Origin of the sequence: Pseudomonas sp. SD17-1 (genome assembly GCF_029201585.1) — a bacterium.
In the GTDB taxonomy this organism is placed as follows: Bacteria; Pseudomonadota; Gammaproteobacteria; order Pseudomonadales; family Pseudomonadaceae; genus Aquipseudomonas; species Aquipseudomonas palmensis.
Genome location: NZ_CP104044.1, coordinates 5,313,761 through 5,335,538, shown reverse-complemented (window position 1 = coordinate 5,335,538; position 21,778 = coordinate 5,313,761). Strand labels below are relative to the sequence as shown.

16 protein-coding genes are annotated in these 21,778 nt (G+C 65.8%); 11 read left to right on the top strand and 5 right to left on the bottom strand.

All coding sequences use genetic code 11. The features are described 5' to 3' along the window. The first annotated feature begins 91 nt into the window (after positions 1 to 91). The 3 genes from dgcB to N0B28_RS24405 are packed head-to-tail and all read left to right on the top strand — an operon-like array spanning position 92 to position 4,039. Positions 92 to 2,041: a dimethylglycine demethylation protein DgcB gene (dgcB, locus tag N0B28_RS24415; protein WP_275729345.1), complete on the top strand. Its 1,950-nt coding sequence runs from the start codon at positions 92 to 94 to the stop codon at positions 2,039 to 2,041. Then, positions 2,038 to 3,258: an electron transfer flavoprotein subunit alpha/FixB family protein gene (locus tag N0B28_RS24410; RefSeq protein ID WP_054916006.1), complete on the top strand. Its 1,221-nt coding sequence runs from the start codon at positions 2,038 to 2,040 to the stop codon at positions 3,256 to 3,258. Before dgcB ends, N0B28_RS24410 begins: the two co-directional genes overlap by 4 nt. A gap of 10 nt (positions 3,259 to 3,268) precedes the next feature. After that, complete coding sequence (locus N0B28_RS24405; RefSeq protein WP_258660289.1) at positions 3,269 to 4,039, top strand: electron transfer flavoprotein subunit beta; 771 nt, start codon at positions 3,269 to 3,271, stop codon at positions 4,037 to 4,039. Between the two features lie 684 nt (positions 4,040 to 4,723). Here the strand turns inward: N0B28_RS24405 and gbcA are convergent. After that, positions 4,724 to 6,016, bottom strand: coding sequence for a glycine-betaine demethylase subunit GbcA (gbcA, locus tag N0B28_RS24400; RefSeq protein ID WP_043863625.1), 1,293 nt, complete (start codon positions 6,014 to 6,016; stop codon positions 4,724 to 4,726). Between the two features lie 282 nt (positions 6,017 to 6,298). On the opposite strand from gbcA, the gene gbcB reads away from it, so the two are divergent. After that, complete coding sequence (gene gbcB / locus N0B28_RS24395) at positions 6,299 to 7,399, top strand: glycine-betaine demethylase subunit GbcB (RefSeq protein ID WP_043863626.1); 1,101 nt, start codon at positions 6,299 to 6,301, stop codon at positions 7,397 to 7,399. On the opposite strand, the gene N0B28_RS24390 is transcribed toward gbcB, so the two are convergent. The 3 genes from N0B28_RS24390 to N0B28_RS24380 form a co-directional block, all read right to left on the bottom strand. After that, the gene (locus tag N0B28_RS24390) at positions 7,396 to 8,241 is read right to left on the bottom strand and encodes a nitrilase-related carbon-nitrogen hydrolase (protein ID WP_078480831.1); all 846 of its coding nucleotides are present in this window, start codon (positions 8,239 to 8,241) and stop codon (positions 7,396 to 7,398) included. The genes gbcB and N0B28_RS24390 overlap by 4 nt on opposite strands. Continuing rightward, complete coding sequence (locus tag N0B28_RS24385; RefSeq protein ID WP_275729335.1) at positions 8,238 to 9,659, bottom strand: cytosine permease; 1,422 nt, start codon at positions 9,657 to 9,659, stop codon at positions 8,238 to 8,240. The genes N0B28_RS24390 and N0B28_RS24385 overlap by 4 nt, the downstream gene beginning before the upstream one ends. A gap of 382 nt (positions 9,660 to 10,041) precedes the next feature. Next, on the bottom strand, positions 10,042 to 11,667 hold the full coding sequence (locus tag N0B28_RS24380; RefSeq protein ID WP_043863629.1) for a methyl-accepting chemotaxis protein: 1,626 nt from the start codon (positions 11,665 to 11,667) through the stop codon (positions 10,042 to 10,044). Between the two features lie 278 nt (positions 11,668 to 11,945). Between N0B28_RS24380 and N0B28_RS24375 the strand changes: the two genes are divergently transcribed. From N0B28_RS24375 to N0B28_RS24365, 3 genes are all read left to right on the top strand, one after another. Next, positions 11,946 to 12,176 carry a hypothetical protein gene (locus N0B28_RS24375; protein ID WP_043863630.1) on the top strand — a complete coding sequence of 77 codons (231 nt, stop codon included), beginning with the start codon at positions 11,946 to 11,948 and terminating at the stop codon, positions 12,174 to 12,176. Then, positions 12,173 to 12,475 (top strand): cell division protein ZapA, encoded by a 303-nt coding sequence (locus N0B28_RS24370; protein ID WP_043863631.1) that lies wholly within the window; start codon positions 12,173 to 12,175, stop codon positions 12,473 to 12,475. Before N0B28_RS24375 ends, N0B28_RS24370 begins: the two co-directional genes overlap by 4 nt. A gap of 159 nt (positions 12,476 to 12,634) precedes the next feature. Continuing rightward, positions 12,635 to 14,572 carry a methyl-accepting chemotaxis protein gene (locus N0B28_RS24365; RefSeq protein WP_275729329.1) on the top strand — a complete coding sequence of 646 codons (1,938 nt, stop codon included), beginning with the start codon at positions 12,635 to 12,637 and terminating at the stop codon, positions 14,570 to 14,572. 84 nt (positions 14,573 to 14,656) lie between these two features. Here N0B28_RS24365 and N0B28_RS24360 read toward each other — a convergent pair whose 3' ends face one another. Then, positions 14,657 to 15,700, bottom strand: a complete 1,044-nt coding sequence (locus N0B28_RS24360) for a low specificity L-threonine aldolase (RefSeq protein ID WP_043863633.1) — start codon at positions 15,698 to 15,700, stop codon at positions 14,657 to 14,659. Between the two features lie 177 nt (positions 15,701 to 15,877). Here N0B28_RS24360 and glyA point away from each other — a divergent pair, with 177 nt between their 5' ends. Genes glyA through N0B28_RS24340 form a run of 4 tightly spaced genes read left to right on the top strand, consistent with a single transcriptional unit; the run spans position 15,878 to position 21,754 of the window. Next, on the top strand, positions 15,878 to 17,131 hold the full coding sequence (gene glyA, locus N0B28_RS24355) for a serine hydroxymethyltransferase (protein ID WP_054916001.1): 1,254 nt from the start codon (positions 15,878 to 15,880) through the stop codon (positions 17,129 to 17,131). 15 nt (positions 17,132 to 17,146) lie between these two features. Further along, complete coding sequence (locus N0B28_RS24350) at positions 17,147 to 18,397, top strand: sarcosine oxidase subunit beta family protein (protein ID WP_043863635.1); 1,251 nt, start codon at positions 17,147 to 17,149, stop codon at positions 18,395 to 18,397. Between the two features lie 13 nt (positions 18,398 to 18,410). Continuing rightward, on the top strand, positions 18,411 to 18,740 hold the full coding sequence (locus N0B28_RS24345) for a sarcosine oxidase subunit delta (protein ID WP_043863636.1): 330 nt from the start codon (positions 18,411 to 18,413) through the stop codon (positions 18,738 to 18,740). Then, positions 18,737 to 21,754 carry a sarcosine oxidase subunit alpha gene (locus N0B28_RS24340; RefSeq protein ID WP_275729322.1) on the top strand — a complete coding sequence of 1,006 codons (3,018 nt, stop codon included), beginning with the start codon at positions 18,737 to 18,739 and terminating at the stop codon, positions 21,752 to 21,754. The genes N0B28_RS24345 and N0B28_RS24340 overlap by 4 nt, the downstream gene beginning before the upstream one ends. Positions 21,755 to 21,778 lie beyond the last annotated feature (24 nt).

The window sequence follows — 21,778 nt, the reverse complement described above, 5'->3', positions numbered from 1 at the left end:
AGCACTGCGGTGTGTCAGGCGTGCCGCCATCGCGGGTCAAGCCCGCTCCCACAGTGTGTGCAACCGATCATATCGAGTGTGGGAGCTTCCCATGTTGAACACCCTGCTACCCCTGCTGCTGTTCGCTGCCCTCGGCCTGGCCGTGCTCGGCGCGCTGCGGCGCGTGCGGATGTGGCGCCAAGGCCGGCCATCGCGGGTCGAGCTGCTCAAGGGCCTGCTGGCCATGCCACGCCGGTACATGGTCGACCTGCACCACGTGGTTGCCCGCGACAGGTACATGGCCAACACCCACGTCGCCACCGCCGGCGGCTTCGTGCTGGCCGCCGTACTGGCGATCCTGGTGCACGGTTTCGGCCTGCACAACCGCCTCCTCGGCTACGCCCTGCTGGTGGCCACCGCCTTGATGTTCGGCGGTGCGCTGTTCGTCTACAGGCGCCGGCTGAACCCGCCCGCGCGCCTGTCCAGAGGCCCCTGGATGCGCCTGCCGAAAAGCCTGCTGGTGTTTTCCGCCAGCTTCTTCATCGCCACTCTGCCGGTAGCCGGCATCCTGCCCGAAGGTACCGGTGGCTGGGTGCTGGTGGCCTTGCTCGGGCTGGGCGTGCTGTGGGGTGTGAGCGAGCTGTTCTTCGGCATGACCTGGGGCGGGCCGATGAAGCACGCCTTCGCCGGTGCCCTGCACCTGGCCTGGCACCGGCGCGCCGAACGCTTCGGCGGCGGACGCTCCACCGGGCTCAAGCCGCTGGATCTGCAAGACCCGAGCGCACCGCTGGGTGTGGAAAAACCCAGGGACTTCACCTGGAACCAGTTGCTTGGCTTCGACGCCTGCGTGCAATGCGGCAAATGCGAGGCCGCGTGCCCGGCGTTCGCCGCCGGCCAGCCACTGAACCCGAAAAAACTCATCCAGGACATGGTGGTGGGCCTGGCGGGTGGCACCGATGCGAAGTTTGCCGGCAGCCCGTACCCCGGCAAACCGCTCGGCGAACACGGCGGCAACCCGCACCAGCCGATCGTCGACGGCCTGGTGGATGCCGACACGCTATGGTCGTGCACCACTTGTCGGGCGTGCGTGGAAGAGTGCCCGATGATGATCGAGCACGTGGATGCGATCGTCGACATGCGTCGCCACCTGACCCTGGAAAAAGGCGCCACGCCGAACAAGGGCGCCGAGGTGCTGGACAACCTGATCGCCACCGACAACCCCGGCGGCTTCGCCCCGGGCGGGCGCATGAACTGGGCCGCCGACCTCGACCTCGAGGTGCTGGGCGAGGTGCACGGCACCGACGTGCTGTTGTGGGTGGGTGACGGCGCCTTCGACATGCGCAACCAGCGCACCCTGCGCGCCTTCGTCAAGGTGCTCAGGGCGGCCAATGTAGGCTTTGCCGTGCTTGGCCTGGAGGAACGCGACAGCGGTGACGTGGCCCGCCGGCTGGGCGACGAGGCCACCTTCCAGCAACTGGCCCGGCGCAATATCCGGACCCTGGCGCAGTACCGCTTCACGCGCATCGTCACCTGCGACCCGCACAGCTTCCATGTACTGAAGAACGAATACGGCGCGCTGGGCGGGCACTACCAGGTGCAGCATCACAGCAGCTTCATCGCCGAGTTGATCGCCGCCGGCCGCCTTGACCTGGCGCCGCACAAGGGCGCCAGCGTGACCTATCACGACCCGTGCTACCTGGGCCGCTACAACGGCGAGTACGAGGCGCCGCGCCAGGTGCTGCGCGCGCTGGGCATCGAGGTGCGCGAGATGGCGCGCTCCGGCTTTCGCTCGCGTTGCTGCGGCGGCGGCGGCGGTGCGCCGATCACCGACATTCCGGGCAAGCAGCGCATTCCCGACATGCGCATGCAGGACATCCGCGAGACCGTCGCCGAGGTGGTGGCCGTGGGCTGCCCGCAGTGCACCGCGATGCTCGAAGGCGTGGTCGAACCACGCCCGCAGATCAAGGACCTGGCCGAGCTGGTGGCCGACGCGCTGCGTGAAGCGACGGTTGCCAGCACGCCGGTAGCAAGCCAACCAGAACCTGCGCAGGTGGACCCATGAGCGACATCATCCGGCGTGACCCGCGTGCCGAGTGGATTGCACGCAACCGCCTGCACCCGCTGCACGCAGCCATGCAGGCCCAACAGACGCAGTGGATGGGGCCCAATGGCGTGCTGCGCAAGAACCCGCATGCGGTGGGTTTCATCGGCCCCAATGGGATCAAGCGCATCGATCGCAGCGGCGCCAGCCAGGGCGCTACGAGCAAGCGCAGCGCCGCCGCCGAGGTGCTGGTGCCGCTGCATCAGGTGCCGTTGCCGGCGTTCTACATCGTGGTGGTGCCGGACATGGTCGGCGGGCGCCTGAGCAGCCACGACCGGGATGTGCTCGGGCTGGCCCACGGCCTGGCCGGCAGCGACGGCGCGGTGCTGGCAGTGGTGTTTGGCGAGCACAAGGAAACCGCCTTCGGCACGTTCGGCGTCGACCGCCTGCTGCAGATCGACGGTGACGCGTTCGCAGGTTATGCACCGGAGCAGCGGGTGCAAGGCCTGCGGGCTGTGGATAACCAGTTCAACCCGCGCCACTGGCTGCTGCCCGACAGCCGCAGCGGTGGCGGCGAGCTGGGCCGGCGCCTTGCCGCGGCGCTGGGCGAGCGCCCGGCCACGCGGGTGTGGCAGGTCAAGGACGGACTGTGCAGCGGGCGCGCCGGGGCTGGCCAGCAGGACCTGGTACGCGGGCTGGCGCGCCTGATCCTGGCGGCGGCCGAATGTGCCGAGCCGGTCAGCGAAACCCGCCATGAAGCCCTGCCGGTGGAGTTGTCCACAGGCGCGGCGCGCAGCCTGGCGCGTATCGAAGACCTCGGCCCGGTGCCGGTGGACCCGGCCACCATCGCCATGGCGGAGGCCGAATTCATCCTGTCGGGCGGCAACGGGGTCAAGGACTGGGCACTTTTCCACAGGGCCACCGCCGCGCTGGGGGCCACCGAAGGGGCCTCGCGGGTGGCGGTGGACGATGGCTTCATGCCGCGCAATCGCCAGGTGGGGGCCACCGGTACCTGGGTCACGGCGCGGGTGTATGTGGCTGTGGGTATCTCCGGGGCGATCCAGCATCTGCAGGGCATCGGTGCCTGCGACAAGGTGGTGGCGATCAACCTGGACCCCGGCTGCGACATGATCAAGCGTGCCGACCTGGCGGTCATCGGCGACAGCGCGGCGATTTTGCAGGCGCTGATCGAGGCTGTGGACAACTATCGCAACGGCGCCCGGCGCGATGCGGCCTGAGGGGGCATTCATGAACATCAAGGTCATCAGCCTGGTCTCGATCGGCGCCCACCCCACCTCGGGGCGCATGCGCCGCGCCGAACAGGATGCGCGGGCCGTGGAGCTGGGGTTGCAACTGGCTGGGGATAACCTGCAGGTGCTGCATGCCGGCGACCCGCACGAGCCTGCGCTGCGCGCGTACCTGGGCATGGGGCTGGCGCAGCTGGACGTGTTGCAGCAGCCCGCAGGAGCCGATGTGCTGGGCGTGCTCGGCGACTACCTGCGCGAGGCGGGGGCGCAGTTGGTGCTGAGCGGCAGCCAGGCCGAAACCGGCGAAGGCTCGGGCATGCTGCCGTTTCTGCTGGCCGAGCGCCTGGGTTGGCCGCTGGTGGTGGGGCTGGCGCAGGTGGAATCCATCCACAATGGCGTGGCCCAGGTGCTGCAGGCCCTGCCACGGGGGCAGCGGCGTCGCCTGAGCGTGCGCCTGCCGATGCTCGCCACTGTGGATAACGCCGCGCCGGTGCCGCGCCAGAGCGCCTATGGGCCGGCGCAACGCGGGCTGTTGGCGGCCCATAAGGTGGCGGTGGTGGAGGACGAGTTATTCACAGATGCTGTATTGCAGCCGGCCAGACCCCGGCCCAAACGCCTCAAGGTAATCAAGGCCAAGAGCGGTGCCGACCGCATGAAAGCCGCCACGGCGAAGGCCAGTGGCGGCGGTGGACAGGTACTCAAGGGCGTGACCCCGAGCGAAGGCGCCGAGGCGATCCTGAAGCTGTTGGTGGAGGAGGGTGTGCTGCGCTGAAGGGTTGTGCACAAAGTCTGTTGGCGGTTCTGTGGATAAAGTGTTTGCCTATGGCTGCAGGCCACGTAAACCGTGGCCTGCAGGCTATTGTTCAAATAGTGATCAATACACGCCGCGAATTTTTCGCGGTTTTTTCATGCCCGTCGTCCAGCGAGACGGCAGTTTTGCTCACAATCCTTGTTGGCGGCTCTGTGGATAATCTGTTCGGACATGGCTGCAGGCCACGTGGTTAAAGGTGTTCAGCTATTTGATCAAAAAACGCACAAAACCTCGTCAATCCACCGCGAAATACTCACGCGGCAGCGAAAATCGGGGGTTTCGGCGGTTTATCCACATGGGTTTTGCAAAGAGGGATACTTGCACACAAAGTCTGTTGGCGGCTTTGTGGATAAGGTGTTCGTGCAGTGCTGGTGGGCACGTATTCAAAGGCTTACAGAGGTTTGATCACTTTTTGATCTATTGCACGCTGTGGATTGAAGGGCGCTGGGCGGAAGTTTTCCACAAGGGTTGCCCACAATTGCTGTGGGTGTGGCTGTGGATAAAGTGTTGGTGGAGTAGGTATGGGGCAGTAGGGGCTGGGGTTTGCGGGGGTTGGTCAAAATTTGTACAGGTTATGGGGTTCTTCGCCGGCAAGGCCGGCTCCTACAGTTGATGCGTAGGAGCCGGCCTTGCCGGCGAATGGGACTACTGCGCCGCCACGCCCTTCAGGTAAGGCGCCGGCGCCGCGCCCAGGTTGCTCAGCATCCGCTCGCTGTACCAGTCCACGAAATTCACCACGCCAAACTCGTAGGTTTTCGAATACGGCCCCGGCTGATACGCCGTCGAGTTGATGCCGCGCTGGTTCTCTTCGGCCAGGCGCCGGTCCTGGTCGTTGGTTGCGTCCCACACCTGGCGCATGCGCGCCGGGTCGTAGTCCACGCCCTCAACCGCATCCTTGTGCACCAGCCACTTGGTGGTGACCATGCTCTCCTGGGCACTGATCGGCCATACCGTGAACACGATGATGTGATCACCCATGCAGTGGTTCCACGAATGCGGCAGGTGCAGGATGCGCATCGAGCCCAGGTCGGGGTTCTGGATGCGCCCCATCAGTTTCTGGCAGCCCAGCTTGCCGTCCAGGGTCATCGACAGCGTGCCCTTGAGCAGGGGCATGCGCACGATACGGTTGCGCAGGCCGAAGCTGGCATGCGCATAGGGGATCTTCTCCGCGTCCCACGCCGCAGCGCTGGCCGCCACGTGATCCTTGAACGCCTGGTCGGCGCGCGGGTCGGTGACGTCGTCCCATTCGAGCAGGGTCTTGAGCAGCTCCGGGTGCGAGGCGTTGCAGTGGTAGCACTCGCGATTGTTCTCCAGCACCAGCTTCCAGTTGGCCTTTTCCATCAGGGTGGTCTGCACCGCCACCTTGGTGTTCTCCATGTCGTAGGGCTCCATGTAATGGGCCAGGGTGGCGAGGAAGTCATCGATGGCCGGCGGGTTGTCGGCCAGGCTGACGAAGATGTAGCCACCGGCGGTCTTCACGTTCACCGGCTTGAGACCGTACTGCTGCATGTCGAAGTCGTCGCCCATCTCGGTGCCGGCGAACAGCAGCCGCCCGTCCAGCTCGTAGGTCCACTGGTGGTAGTGGCACACCAGCTTGGCCACCTTGCCCTTGTCGCTGGTACACAGGCGCGAGCCACGGTGGCGGCACACGTTGTGGAAGGCATGCACCTTGCCCTCGGCACCGCGGATCACGATGATCGGGTTCTTGCCGATCTGCAGGGTCAGGTAGTTGCCCTTGGCCGGGATCTCGCAGGTCATGCCTGCAATCAGCCATTCCTTGTGGAAAATCTCCTGCATGTCGATCTGGAACAACCGCTCATCGGTGTAGAAGGGTTGCGGCAGCGAAAAGGTGCGCTCGCGGGTCTGCAGCATGTCGGCGGTGGCCTTGCGTGCAGCGTCCAGTGGGTCGCCCAGGCTCAAGGTTGCGGTGACGTCCATCGTTCAGGTCCTCATGGCCCGTGCGGGCCGCGAAAGTGGCTAATCGTTCGTGTGGCGACGCAGGGCTCAGACAGCAGGTTGATGTGCGATGGAGTGTGCGTTCGCCCGCGCCGGCAACCATGCCCATGGGCGACATGGCCAGATCCGTTCCCGACGCGCGAGCCCTTGTGGGCGGGGGCTGGTCGCGATAAGTACGCCGATGTCGCGAACAGGAATGTGCGCCGCCTGCACCTTGCGCATCATCGTCGCCATAACAGGCCCCGATCGGCCGCGGAGACGAGCATGTCGAACAACTTCCTCAACCCGGTGACCACTCAGACCTGGGCCAACGGCCGGCATACCGTGCGCTGCGTCAAGGTCATTCAGGAAACCTGGGATGTGCGCACCTTCTGCTTCATGGCCGACCAGCCGATCCTGTTCTTCTTCAAGCCGGGGCAGTTCGTGACCCTGGAGCTGGAAATCGACGGTCAGCCGATCATGCGCTCGTACACCATCTCCAGCTCGCCCTCGGTGCCCTACAGCTTTTCGGTGACCATCAAGCGCGTACCCGGCGGCAAGGTTTCCAACTGGCTGCACGACACCCTGCATGAAGGCCAGGAGCTGGCCGTGCACGGGCCGGTGGGGTTGTTCAACGCGATGGACTTCCCCAGCCCCAGGGTGCTGTACCTGAGCGGCGGGGTGGGCATCACCCCGGTGATGTCCATGGCGCGCTGGTTCTATGACACCAATGCCAATGTCGACATGGTGTTCGTGCACAGCGCGCGTTCGCCCAAGGACATCATCTACCACCGCGAGCTGGAGCACATGGCCTCGCGGATCGACAACTTCAGCCTGCACATCATCTGCGAGAAGCATGGCCTGGGCGAGGCATGGGCCGGTTATCGCGGCTACCTGAACCAGAAGCTGATGGAGCTGATCGCGCCCGATTACCTGGAACGCGAGATCTTCTGCTGCGGGCCTACGCCCTACATGAACGCGGTCAAGCGCATGCTCGAAGCCAGCGGCTATGACATGCAGCGCTACCATGAGGAGTCGTTCGGCGCCACGCCGCCCGAGGCCAAGGCCGATGCGGTAGAGAACGCCGAGCAGGCCGCCGAGGCCGCCGAAGTGGACGTGGCCGACCAGCACCAGGTGGAGTTCACCGCCAGCGGCAAGAGTATCCGCGTGGCGCCGGGCGAGACGGTGCATGCGGCAGCCGCCAAGCTCGGGCTGATGATCCCCAAGGCCTGCGGCATGGGCATCTGCGGCACCTGCAAGGTGCTCAAGCTGGGGGGCGAGGTGGACATGGAGCACAACGGCGGCATCACCGAGGACGACGAGGCCGAAGGTTACATCCTGTCGTGCTGCAGCGTGCCGCGCGGTGACGTGCGCATCGAGTTCTAGTCGCGCAGCAGCTCGTGGTACAGCGCAGGGCGCCGGTCGGCCAGCACGTGGTTGTGGTCGCTGATCTGCTTGTCCAGTGCCTGGCCCAGCCTGATGTCGGCCAGCAGCAGCTGCTTCTTGCCGACACGCTTGCCGCCCTTGAGCACATAGCCGTCGGCATCGGTGAGGGTCGAACCGCCCACCCAGCCAACCCCGCGCTCCTCGCCACAGCGGTCGCAGGCAATGACGAACAGCCGGTTGACCGAGGCGCTGGCCTGAACCCGGATGACCTCGGCCGGGCGCTGGAAGCCGGGCCGGGAGGTGTCCGGCCAGTTCACCGGTGCGCACAGCAGCTGAGCACCGCGCAGCGCCGCCAGGCGCACCCATTCGGGAAACTCCAGGTCGTAGCAGATCATCATGCCGATGCGCCCAAGGTGGGTGTCCACCACCGGCGGCGGCTCGCTGCCGGGGGTGAAGATCTGCGTTTCGCGGTCCCACAGGTGGGCCTTGCGGTAGAAGGTGCGTCGGCCGTCGGGCTCGATCAGCACCGAGCTGTTGGCCACCTGGCCGTCGGGCAGGCGCTCGCAGAAGCCGCCCACCACGATGATCTGGTACTTGGCGGCCTGCCGGGCCCAGGCCTCGAGGGTCGGCCCGTCACGGGGCTCGGACAGCGCGTGGGCCTCTTCGCGGTCGTAGAACGCGTAGCCGCTCTGCGCCAGCTCGGGCAGTACCAGCAGTTGCGCGCCGCGCTCGGCGGCCTCGGCGATGGCCACCCGGGTACGGTCGAGGTTGTAGCTTGGATTGGCAATGGTGGGCGCCAACTGGTAGCACCCGACACGCACGGTTTGCGGGGATGGGGTCATGGCTGCGGCGCCTTGGGGGCGGCGACCGGGGGCGGCGGGGTGCCGGGCAGGTGGCGCATCAGGAGCCAGTACAGCAGGGCCGAAATGATGAAGCCGGGAACGAAGGCCAGGTCGGCGCCGGACAACGCCACCGCCACCGGCCCTTGCACGCCGGCCAGCGACACGAAGGGCAGCATCGCCAGCAGCCCCCCCAGGTAGGCCAGGATGCCGGCCCAGGCCCACTGGCCGTATTCGCCCGCCGGGTCGAACATGGCCGGGATCACGTAGTTGCCTTTGCGCAACAGGTAGTAGTCGGTGAGGTTGATTGCGCTCCAGGGCACCAGCACATACAGCATCAGTTGCAGGAACAGGTTGAAGCTGTCGAGGTAGCTGTCGGGCAACGCGATGGCGGTGAGGTACACCACCGCGCCAATGCCGCCCAGGCCCAGGGCACGCCCGGCCAGCCCCGGCGCCAGCGGGCGAAACGCGGTGATCGCGCTGATGCCGGTCAGCAGCGCGCCGTAGCAGTTGACGGCCATGATGCCCACCAGCGCCGGCACCGCCATCAGGATCGCGAAGGTGCCGAAGCCGGGCAGGAAGCGGTTGCCCAGGTGTTGCAGGCTGCTGATGGCTTCGGGCGCCACCACTGCCGAGGCTACCAGTGCGCCCAGCGACATTAGCCACACCGCAGAGCCTGCGGCGCCCAGATAGGTCCATAGCACCACCTTGCGCGCCGAGGTGCTGGGCGGCAGGTAGCGCGAGTAGTCCGAGACATACACCGAGTAGCTGATCTGGTAGCCTGCGGCGGCCGACAGCTGGATGAGAAAGCCCGACCAGGAAAACTGCAGCTGGCGCTGAACGGTGTCGGCCTCCAGCAACAGCAGCGCTGCCAGGGTGAGCAGGCCGAACACGCCGATCAGCAGGTAGGTGAGCCAGCGCTGCACGGTGTGCAGCAGGTCGTGCCCGACCACGGCGATCACCACGGCCACCGCGATCAGCAGTGCGTACCAGAAGGCATCGCTACCCGGCAGCACAGTGGTCAGTGCATCGGTGGCCAGGATCACGTTGAACACGTTGAAGCCGATGTACACGCACACCACCGCCATGAACGGCAGCACGGCGCCCCGCAGGCCGAACTGGGCACGGGACTGGATCATCTGTGGCAGGCCAAGGCGCGGGCCCTGGTTGGCATGCAGGGCCATGCACAGGGTGCCCAGGGCCACCCCGAGCAGGATCGCCAGCACCGCCTGCCAGGCGGCCAGACCCAGGGCGGGCCCGACGAAGCCGGTGACCATGGTGGTGAGTACGAAGTTGCCGGTGAACCAGAAGGGGCCCAGGTGCCAGGCCTTGCCGTGACGCTCGTCAAGGGGCACCGGGTGGATGGTACGGGTTTCTATCTTCAGGCCTGACGTTTCAGGTGCAGGTGCCGCATTGTTCATGGCGTTCCCAGGCATTCGGGCGAAAGTTTCAATGCTGATGAGGTTAGATGAAGCTGCAACTAACGGAACAACGACACACTTTCAGCGAGCGCGCAGGTACTTGCCTGAAAGTGTCTGTAATGTCCGATGTAGAGCCATTCTGATTTGTAAACTGGTATTTATGCCAGTCTGCAATGCGGGGAGGTTATTGCGAAAAGTTATCGTGCGGCGTGAGGTTTTTGATGCCGAAGTTAAAGTGCAGTGAATATTCCTACTTAATATTAGGAATAGTTTGTGAGCAACTTTAGATAAGTCTGACGAGATAGTGTTTTCGACGGCGAGCGGGGGCCGATCGAAAAAAACCGGGCGCCCGGCGCGCACTGCGCCGGGGCCCGGTGGCGACCTACACGCTGAAGCGTGCGACCAGACCGTTCAGGCCCACCGCCAGGCGAGACAGTTCGGCACTCGCGGCGCTGGTCTGGTGCGCCCCGGTGGCCGACTGCACCGACAGGTCGTTGATGTTCACCAGGTTGCGGTCCACTTCGCGGGCCACCTGGGCCTGCTCTTCGGCGGCGCTGGCGATCACCAGGTTGCGTTCGTTGATTTCGGCCACCGCGGTGGTGATGGTCTCCAGCGACAGGCCGGCGCCGCGGGCGATGCTCAGGGTCGACTCGGCGCGTTCGGTGCTGTGGCGCATCGAGTTCACCGCCTGTTCGGTACCGCCCTGGATGCTGCCGATCATGCGCTCGATTTCGCTGGTCGACTGCTGGGTCCGGTGGGCCAGAGCGCGCACTTCGTCGGCGACCACGGCGAAGCCGCGCCCGGCTTCACCGGCACGCGCCGCCTCGATGGCGGCGTTGAGGGCCAGCAGGTTGGTCTGGTCGGCCAGGCCGCGGATCACATCGAGCACCTTGCCGATGTCACGCGACTCGCCGGCCAGGTTGCCGATCAGCTCGGCAGTACCCTGCACGTCGGCACTCATGCGCTCGATGGCGCTGACGGTCTCCATGACCAGGTCGCGACCGTCGCCGGCCGAGCGGGTGGCCTGCTTGGACGCCTCGGATGTGCTCACCGCGTTGCGTGCCACTTCTTCCACCGCGCTGGTCATCTCGGTGACGGCAGTGGCGGCCTGCTGGATCTCGTTGTTCTGCTGCTGCAGGCCGCGTGCGCTTTCGTCGGTGACTGCATTCAGCTCTTCGGCAGCCGAGGCCAGCTGGGTGGCGGAGCCGGCAATCTGCTGCAGGGTGTCGCGCAGCTTGTGCTGCATCTTGCCCATGGCGTGCAGCAGGCGCGCCGCTTCGTCGGTACCGGTGGTGTTGATCGGTTTGGTCAGGTTGCCATCGGCGATCAGCTCGGCCGCCTGCAGCGCTTCGTCGATCGGCTTGACGATGCTGCGGGTGAGCAGCAGCGCGCACAGCAGGGTCAGTGCGGTGGCGGCCACCAGCAGCACGATCACCAGGGTGAAGGCCGTGTCGTATTGCGTGGCGGCGGTCTGGTTGGTCACACGGGTCTGATCGGTGTTGATCTTGACCAGGCGATCGGTGACTGCGCTGATCTGCTCGGAGTTGTCGAGCAGGTCGTGGTTGATCAGGCTGCGCAGTGCTTCCACATCACCGGCCTGCGACAGGCTTACCATGCGGTTTTCGAGCTGGCGGTACTGGTTGAGCAGCTGCACGTACTGGTTGTACGCGCCCCGTTCCTCGTCGCCTTCGATCAGTGGCTCGTAGGCCCGGCGCGCTTCGTCGATCTGGGCATTGCGCTTGGCCAGCAGTTGCACGGTGTCCTGCAGGGTGGCGGCTTCGCGGTTGAGCAGCAGGCGGTAGGACAACGTGCGCAGGCGCAGGGTGAGTTGGGTGAGCTGGTCGAGGTTGGTGATGCTGGGCACGCTGATCTGTTCGATGGCTTCGCCGGCCTTGCGTATCTGCCCCATCTGGTTGAGGGCAAAGATGCCCAATGCAAGCATCAGGGCGCCGATCAGCGAAAACCCCAGAAGTGCGCGCGGGGCGATGTTCATGTTACGTAATGACATGGTTTTATCCGGCAGGGAATAGGAATGCGCGCGGTCCATGCGTCGTGGGGCAACTCTTATTGCCTATCGGTCAAAGCAGGGCAGACTTGAGGGGGCATGTAACTAAATGTGAACCACCGGTCATTTTTTTTACCCCGGCATTCGACCAAGCGCTGGAACCGGTTGCCGATCGACGGGTCAATCTGCACCCGGTCGAGGCTCTGGCCCCGATATCCCTGGCGAGTGCGGTGAGATTTCTTTATCGTGTGCGCCCCCTGAAAAACCGTGAGAACGCAATCATGCTGGAAACATCCCTGAGTCAACTGGAGCAACTGGTCAACGACCTGGTGCAGAAGAACCTCGACCTGGCCGAGCGCAACGCGCAGCTGAGCGACGAACTGGCCCAGGCCAAGGACGAGAACGAAAGCCTGCAACTGAGCCTGATGGAGCAGGAAGAGAAGCAAGGTGCAACCGCCGCGCGTATCCAGGCGCTGGTTGAACGTGCCGGTGGCGGCGCCGTTACCGCATGAAGACCACCGCGCAGTCGATCAATGTCGTGTCGATAATGGGCAATGACTATTCGATCAAGGCCCCTGAAGGTCAGGAGCAGACCCTGGCGCAGGCGGTGCAGATGCTCAAGGCCTCCCTGGCCGATACCAAGCGCAAGTACCCGTCGCTGATCGGCGACAAGTTGCTGGTGCTGGCCGCCCTGAACCTGTGCTCGCAGCAGATCGAACTGCAACAGGCACATCAGGAAGCCCTCGACCGTTATCAAGAGCAAGTCAGCGCCACGGTCGACGTCATTGCCCGGACAATCGGCAACAGCTGATTTCCCCCTCGCGTGCATTCCCTCTTTACTGTGCTGGCTCACTGACCCCTGGGGGCAGTGAGCGGCCCGAGTGTGGCTGACTGCTAGCATTGTATTTTCTGTTGTATACAATTGACCTGGTGTTCGCGGTACACGGCTGGTTTAACTCAGGGGAAATTCATGCAGTTCTGGCGGCGCAGTATCCAGTGGCAATTGATCGCAAGCATGGGCGCGGCCCTGGTGGCGAGCATTCTGATCGTGGTTGGTATCTACACCGTGGCGGTCAATCGACTGACCGAGCGCTACCTGGTGGAGACGGCGCTGCCGGCGAGCATCGAGGCCATGCGCAACGATATCGAGCGCATGTTGGGCCGGCCTCTGACGGCGGCGGCCGACATTGCCAACAACACCCTGTTGCGCGACTGGCTGGCAGCGGGGGAGCCCCCCGAACAGGCCGGTGCGTTCGTCGAGTACCTGGAGTCGGTGCGTGTGCACAACCAGGCGTTCACCGCGCTGTTCGCCGCCACGGGCAGCAATCACTACTACAACCAGGGCGGGCTGGACCGCACCTTGAGCCGCGACAACCCGAAGGACTCGTGGTTCTTCGGGTTCATCGACAGTGGCAAGCCGCGCCTGCTCAATATCGACACGGACATCAGCAGTGGCGACCTGGCGCTGTTCATCGACTTTCGGGTGGAAAAAGCCGGCCAGCTGGTGGGCATTGCCGGGCTGGGCCTGCGCATGACCGAGTTGTCCCAACTGATCCACGACTTCAGTTTCGGTGAGCGCGGCCGGGTGTTCCTGGTGCGCGGCGATGGACTGATCCAGGTGCACCCGCAGTCCGAGTTCAGCGGCAAGCGCCAGTTGGCCGAGCAGATCGGCGAAGGCGCCGCCCAGCGTGCGTTGACCCCGCACGAGGGCCTGCAGCAGAGCCGCTTCGAGCGCGATGGCGAGACCTACCTGGCCCTGAGCCTGCCGCTGCGCGACCTGAACTGGACCCTGGTGGCCGAGGTGCCCGAGGCGCAGATCTACGCCCAGGTGAACCAGGCCGTGTGGCTCACCAGCCTGATCGGCGCGGCGGTGGCGTTGCTGTCGCTGCTGCTGGTGGTATGGCTGGCGCGCGGCATCGTGCGCCCGCTGCGCCGGGTGACCGGTGCGCTGACCGCGATTGCCCAGGGCGGTGGCGACCTGACCCAGCGCCTGGACGAGTCGCGGGCCGATGAACTGGGCGACCTGGCCCGGGGTTTCAACCGTTTTCTGGACAGCCAGCGCGACCTGATCGGCGAGGTGCTGCGCACCACCGAGCACCTGCGCAGCGCCGTGGGGCAGGTGAGCGCGGTGGTGGAGGACACCGCCGCGCGCTCCCATCGCCAGCAGGAGATGACCGAGATGGTGGCCACTGCCGTGCACCAGATGGGCCTCACCGTGCAGGACATCGCGCAGAATGCCGGCCAGGCCGCGCACGCCTCGCAGACCGCGCGCACCGAAGCGTTGCAGGCGCGCGAGGTGGTGCAGCGCTCGATTGCGCACATCGAAGGCATGTCGGGCGAGATCGGCGTGGCGGCCAGTGCGGTTGGCCAACTGGCACAGGAGGTGGCGTCCATCGACGAGGTGCTGGCGGTGATCCGCAGCATTTCCGAGCAGACCAACCTGCTGGCGTTGAACGCGGCGATCGAGGCGGCGCGGGCCGGGGAGATGGGCCGTGGCTTCGCTGTGGTGGCCGACGAGGTACGTACCCTGGCCCAGCGAACCCAGGTGTCCACCGACGAGGTGCAGCAGATGATCCAGCGCCTCAAGCAGGGGGCGGGCAGCGCGGTGGCGTCGATGCAGGCGGGGCAGGCGGCGACCGGCACCGGCGTGGCGTCGAGCCAGCAGACCGGAGCGTCGTTGACCACCATTACCGGGCAGGTGGAACACATCACCGACATGAACCTGCAGGTGGCCACGGCCACCGAGGAGCAGTCGGCGGTGACCGAGGAGATCAACCGCAACGTGCAGGGGATTTCCGACCTGGCGCGCCAGACGGTGGCGCAGGTGGAGGCGTGTCGGGTGGATTGCCAGGCGTTGCGCGGGCTGGCCGATGACCTGGCGCGGCAGATGGGTGGGTTCAGGCTCTAGATCAGGGTGACTGCTTCGCCGGCAAGGCCGGCTCCTACAGGTTGGCGGTGTCTGTAGGAGCCGGCCTTGCCGGCGAAGGGGCCATCAGCGACCCAGCGTTACCGCACGAATATCCGCCGCCAGCTCGCGCACCCGTGCCTCGTCGGTGTCCCACGAGCACATGAACCGTGCGCCGCCGCTGCCGATGAAGGTGTAGAACCGCCAGCCCTTGGCGCGCAGCGCTTCCAGTGCCGGCTCCGGCATCTGCAGAAACACCCCGTTGGCTTCTACCGGGAACATCAACTGCACCGCCGGGATGTCCGCCACCAGCCCGCTGAGCAACTGCGCGCAGTGGTTGGCGTGCTGCGCATGGCGCAGCCACGCACCGTCTTCGAGCAACCCCACCCACGGCGCCGACAGAAAGCGCATCTTCGACGCCAGCTGCCCGGCCTGCTTGCAGCGGTAGTCGAAATCTTCGGCCAGCTTGCGGTTGAAGAACAGGATCGCCTCGCCCACCGCCATGCCGTTCTTGGTGCCGCCAAAGCACAGCACGTCGATGCCGGCCTTCCAGGTCAGTTCGGCCGGCGAGCAGCCCAGGAACGCGCAGGCATTGCTGAAGCGCGCGCCGTCCATGTGCAGGTTAAGGCCCAGTTCCTTGCAGGTGGCGCTGATCGCCTTGAGCTCTTCGGGCCGATACACGCTGCCCACTTCGGTGGCCTGGGTGATGGTCACCACACGTGGCTTGGGGTAGTGGATGTCCTGGCGCTTGAGCGCCACTTCGCGGATGGACTCCGGCGTGAGCTTGCCGTTTTCGCTGCGGGCGGTGAGCAGCTTGGAGCCGTTGGAGAAGAACTCCGGCGCGCCGCATTCGTCGGTCTCGACGTGGGCGGTCTCGGAGCAGATCACGCTGTGGTAGCTCTGGCACAGGGACGACAGGGCCAGGGAGTTGGCGGCGGTGCCGTTGAAGGCGAAGAACACCTCGCAGTCGGTCTCGAACAGTTTGCGAAAGTGGTCGGAGGCCTTGGCGGTCCACTGGTCGTCGCCGTAGGCGCGTTCGTGGCCCTGGTTGGCCTTGTCCATCGCCGCCCAGGCTTCGGGGCAGATGCCGGAATAGTTGTCGCTGGCAAATTGCTGGCTTTGTTCTGTCATTGCACTGTCCTGTGGTCGACGCAGGCAAGCACTCTAAACCAACTATCAAATCGCCGACTACAAGGGCCATGTCGTAAACGCACCTTTGCGTGGCGTGCGCAGGCATCTGGACGGCCCGCGCCAGCCCTACCATCGCAGCCAAAGGGCGCTGTCCATGCCACTGCCGGGAGAGATGCGATGTTCACCAAGCACGACCAGATCCAGGGTTACGACGATGCACTGCTGGCGGCGATCAACGCCGAGGAACAGCGCCAGGAAGACCACATCGAACTGATCGCCTCGGAAAACTACACCAGCAAGCGCGTGATGCAGGCCCAGGGCAGCGGCCTGACCAACAAGTACGCCGAAGGCTACCCGGGCAAGCGCTACTACGGTGGCTGCGAGCACGTGGACAAGGTCGAGCAACTGGCCATCGATCGTGCCAGGCAGCTGTTCGGCGCCGACTATGCCAACGTCCAGCCGCACTCCGGCAGCCAGGCCAACGCCGCGGTGTACCTGGCCCTGCTGCAGGCCGGCGACACCGTGCTGGGCATGAGCCTGGCCCACGGCGGCCACCTCACCCACGGTGCCAAGGTCAGTTTCAGCGGCAAGCTGTACAACGCCGTGCAATACGGCATCGATACCCGCACCGGCCTGATCGACTACGACGAGGTCGAGCGCCTGGCCGTCGAGCACCAGCCGAAGATGATCATTGCCGGGTTTTCGGCCTACAGCAAAACCCTCGATTTCCCACGCTTTCGCCAGATCGCCGACAAGGTCGGCGCCTACCTGTTCGTCGACATGGCCCACGTCGCCGGGCTGGTCGCGGCGGGCCTGTATCCCAACCCGCTGCCCTATGCCGACGTGGTCACCACCACCACCCACAAGACCCTGCGTGGCCCGCGTGGCGGGCTGATCCTGGCCAGGGCCAACGAAGCGCTGGAAAAGAAACTCAACGCCGCGGTGTTCCCCGGCGGGCAGGGCGGCCCGCTGATGCATGTGATCGCGGCCAAGGCGGTGTGCTTCAAGGAGGCCCTGGAGCCCGGCTTCAAGGCCTACCAGCAACAGGTGATCGACAACGCCCGGGCGATGGCTGCGGTGTTCATCGAGCGTGGTTTCGACGTGGTGTCCGGTGGCACCGACAACCACCTGTTCCTGGTCAGCCTGATCCGTCAGGGCCTGACCGGCAAGGACGCCGATGCCGCCCTGGGGCGCGCCCACATCACCGTCAACAAGAACGCCGTGCCCAACGACCCGCAGTCGCCGTTCGTCACCTCGGGCCTGCGCATCGGCACCCCGGCCGTCACCAGCCGTGGCTTCAAGGTGGCCCAGTGCACGGAGCTGGCCGGCTGGATCTGCGACATCCTCGACCACCTGGGCGATGCCGATGTCGAGGCCGACGTGGCCAGGAGCGTGTCGGCACTGTGTGCGGATTTTCCGGTTTACCGCTGAGTGGAGTAACAGACCATGCAACGCTATTCGGGCTTCGGCCTTTTCAAGCACTCGCTCAGCCACCACGAGAACTGGCAGCGCATGTGGCGCACGCCCACCCCGAAGAAGGTCTACGACGTGGTCATCGTCGGCGGCGGCGGGCACGGCCTGGCCACCGCCTACTACCTGGCCAAGGTGCACGGCATCACCAATGTGGCGGTGGTCGAGAAGGGCTGGCTGGGCGGCGGCAACACCGCGCGCAACACCACCATCGTGCGCTCCAACTACCTGTGGGACGAGTCGGCGCACCTCTATGAGCACGCGATGAAGCTCTGGGAGGGGTTGTCCCAGGACATCAACTACAACGTCATGTTCTCCCAGCGCGGGGTCTACAACCTGTGCCACACCCTGCAGGACATGCGCGACTCCGAGCGCCGGGTCAGCGCCAACCGGCTCAACGGCGTGGACGGGGAACTGCTGAACAGCAAGCAGGTGGCCGACGAGATTCCGCATCTGGACTGCTCCAGGAACACCCGTTATCCGGTGCTCGGCGCCACCGTGCAGCGGCGCGGCGGCGTGGCGCGTCACGATGCCGTGGCCTGGGGGTATGCGCGTGCCGCCGATGCCCTGGGCGTGGACCTGATCCAGCAGACCGAGGTGATCGGCTTTCGCAAGGAAAACGGCGCGGTGGTCGGCGTCGAGACCAACAAGGGCTTCATCGGTGCGCGGCGCGTGGGCGTGGTCACCGCCGGCAACTCCGGGCACATGGCCAGGCTGGCCGGCTTTCGCCTGCCCATCGAGTCGCACCCGCTGCAGGCACTGGTGTCCGAGCCGCTCAAGCCGATCATCGACAGCGTGATCATGTCCAACGCGGTGCACGGCTACATCAGCCAGTCGGACAAGGGCGACCTGGTGATCGGCGCCGGCATCGACGGCTGGGTGGGTTACGGCCAGCGCGGTTCGTACCCGGTGATCGAACATACCCTGCAGGCCATCGTCGAGATGTTCCCGATCCTGTCGCGGGTGCGCATGAACCGCCAGTGGGGCGGCATCGTCGACACCACCCCGGACGCCTGCCCGATCATCTCCAAGACCCCGGTGGCGAACATGTTCTTCAACTGCGGCTGGGGTACCGGCGGTTTCAAGGCCACGCCTGGCTCGGGCCACGTGTTCGCCGCGAGCCTGGCCACCGGCGAGATGCATGCACTGGCCAAGCCGTTTTCCATCGACCGTTTCCATAACGGCGCCCTGATCGACGAGCACGGCGCTGCCGCTGTCGCCCACTAACAGGAGACACTCCATGTTGCACATCTTCTGTCCCCACTGCGGCGAACTGCGCTCCGAGGAAGAATTCCATGCCGCCGGCCAGGCCCACATTCCGCGCCCGCTGGACCCGAATGCCTGCACCGACGAGCAGTGGGGCGACTACCTGTTCTTTCGTGACAACCCGCGCGGCCTGCACCACGAGCTGTGGATCCATGCCGCGGGCTGCCGCCAGTACTTCAACGCCACCCGCGACACCGTGACCTACGAGATTCTCGAAACCTATCCGATTGGTGCCAGGCCCCAGGCGCGCGCCCAGGAAAACGTCCCGCAGCTGGCTGTCACCGGCCAGGGAGAAAAGGTATGAGCCAGCGCTATCGTCTGCCCAACGGCGGTCGTATCGACCGCAGCCAGGTCCTCGACTTCACCTTCAACGGCCAGCGCTACCAGGGCTACCAGGGCGACACCCTGGCCGCCGCGCTGCTGGCCAATGGCGTCGACATCGTGGGGCGCAGCTTCAAGTACTCGCGCCCACGCGGCATCATCGCCGCCGGCAGCGAAGAGCCCAACGCGATCCTGCAGATCGGTGCCAGCGAGGCCACCCAGGTACCCAACGTGCGCGCTACCCAGCAGGCGCTGTACGCCGGCCTGGTGGCCACCAGCACCAACGGCTGGCCCAGCGTGAACACCGACGTGATGGGCATCCTCGGCAAGGTCGGCGGCAAGCTGATGCCGCCGGGGTTCTACTACAAGACGTTCATGTACCCGCAGTCGTTCTGGATGACCTACGAGAAGTACATCCGCAAGGCTGCGGGCCTGGGCCGTTCGCCGCTGGAAAACGACCCGGACAGCTACGACTACATGAACCACCACTGCGATGTGCTGGTGGTGGGCGCAGGCCCCGCCGGGCTGGCTGCGGCACTGGCAGCCGGGCGCAGCGGGGCGCGGGTGATCCTGGCCGACGAGCAGGAGGAGTTCGGCGGCAGCCTGCTCGATACCCGCGAAACCCTCGACGGCCAGCCCGCCGCCGAGTGGGTGGCCAAGGTGATCGACGAGCTGCAGGGCATGCCCGAGGTCACCTTGCTGGCGCGGGCCACGGTCAACGGCTACCACGACCACAACTTCCTCACGATCCACCAGCGCCTCACCGATCACCTGGGCGACCGCGCACCCATCGGCCAGGTGCGCCAGCGCATGCACCGTGTGCGCGCCGGGCGTGTGGTGCTGGCCACCGGCGCCCACGAGCGGCCGCTGGTGTACGGCAACAACGATGTGCCGGGCAACATGCTCGCCGGCGCGGTATCTACCTACGTGCGCCGTTATGGCGTGGCGCCGGGGCGCAAGCTGGTGCTGTCGACCAACAACGATCACGCCTATCGCGTGGTGCTGGACTGGCACGACGCCGGGCTCAAGGTGGTCGCGGTCGCCGATGCGCGGCACAACCCCCGTGGCTCGCTGGTGGAGGAGGCACGTGCCAAGGGCATTCGCATCCTCACCTCCAGCGCGGTGATCGAGGCGCGCGGCAGCAAGCATGTGACGGCAGCGCGGGTGGCGGCCATCGACGTGGCCGCACACCAGGTCACCAGCCCCGGCGAATGGCTGGACTGCGACCTGGTGACGACATCGGGCGGCTACAGCCCGGTGGTGCACCTGGCTTCGCACCTGGGCGGCAAGCCGCTGTGGCGCGACGACATTCTCGGCTTCGTGCCCGGCGACGCGCCGCAGAAGCGCGTGTGCGTGGGTGGCGTCAATGGCGTGTTCGCCCTGGGCGATGCGCTGGCCGACGGTTTCGAAGGCGGCGTGCGTGCGGCCACCGAGGCCGGTTTCAAGGCAGTGGAGGGCGTCCTGCCCAAGGTGCTGGTGCGTCCGGAGGAGCCCACCGTGGCGCTGTTCCAGGTACCCCATGACCGCAACACCGCGCGGGCACCCAAGCAGTTCGTCGACCAACAGAACGATGTGACTGCGGCCGCCATCGAACTGGCCACCCGCGAAGGCTTCGAGTCGGTGGAGCACGTCAAGCGCTACACCGCGCTGGGGTTCGGCACCGACCAGGGCAAGCTGGGCAACATCAACGGGCTGGCGATCGCCGCACGCTCGCTGGGCATCGGCATTGCGCAGATGGGCACCACCATGTTTCGCCCCAACTACACGCCGGTGACCTTCGGCGCGGTGGCCGGGCGCCATTGCGGCCACCTGTTCGAGCCGGTGCGCTTCACCGCGCTGCATGCCTGGCATGTGAAGAACGGCGCCGAGTTCGAGGACGTCGGCCAGTGGAAGCGCCCGTGGTATTTCCCCCGCGGCGGCGAAGACCTGCAGGCGGCGGTGGCCCGCGAATGCAAGGCGGTGCGCGACAGCGTCGGCCTGCTGGATGCCTCGACCCTGGGCAAGATCGACATCCAGGGCCCGGACGCCCGTGAGTTCCTCAACCGCATCTACACCAACGCCTGGACCAAGCTCGACGTGGGCAAGGCGCGCTACGGCCTGATGTGCAAGGAAGACGGCATGGTCTTCGACGATGGCGTGACCGCGTGCCTGGGCGACAACCACTTCCTGATGACCACCACCACCGGCGGCGCGGCGCGGGTGCTGCAATGGCTGGAGATCTACCAGCAGACCGAATGGCCAGAGCTGAAGGTGTACTTCACCTCCGTCACCGACCACTGGGCCACGCTGACCCTGTCGGGGCCCAACAGCCGCAAGCTGCTGGCTGAAGTGACTGACATCGACCTGGACAGGGACGCCTTCCCGTTCATGAGCTGGAAGGAGGGCCTGGTGGGCGGGGTGCCGGCGCGGGTGTTCCGCATCTCGTTCACCGGCGAGCTGTCGTATGAAGTGAACGTGCAGGCCAATTACGCGATGGGCGTGCTGGAGCAGATCGTCGCCGCCGGCAAGCCGTACAACCTCACCCCCTATGGCACCGAGACCATGCACGTGCTGCGCGCCGAGAAGGGTTTCATCATTGTCGGCCAGGACACCGACGGCTCGATGACCCCGGACGACCTGAACATGGGTTGGTGCGTGGGGCGCACCAAGCCGTTCTCGTGGATCGGCTGGCGCGGCATGAACCGGGAAGACTGCGTGCGCGAGAACCGCAAGCAGCTGGTGGGGCTCAAGCCGGTGGACCCGAGCCAGTGGTTGCCCGAGGGCGCGCAGCTGGTGCTGGACCCCAAACAGCCGATTCCGATGGACATGGTGGGGCACGTGACCTCGAGCTACGCGAGCAACTCGCTGGGCTATTCGTTTGCCATGGGGGTGGTCAAGGGCGGGCTCAAACGCATGGGCGAGCGGGTGTTTTCGCCGCAGGCCGATGGCAGCGTGATCGAGGCCGAGATCTGCGCCTCGGTGTTCTTTGATCCGAAGGGTGAGCGGCAGAACATCTGATGGTTGCAGGAGCAGCCTTGCTGG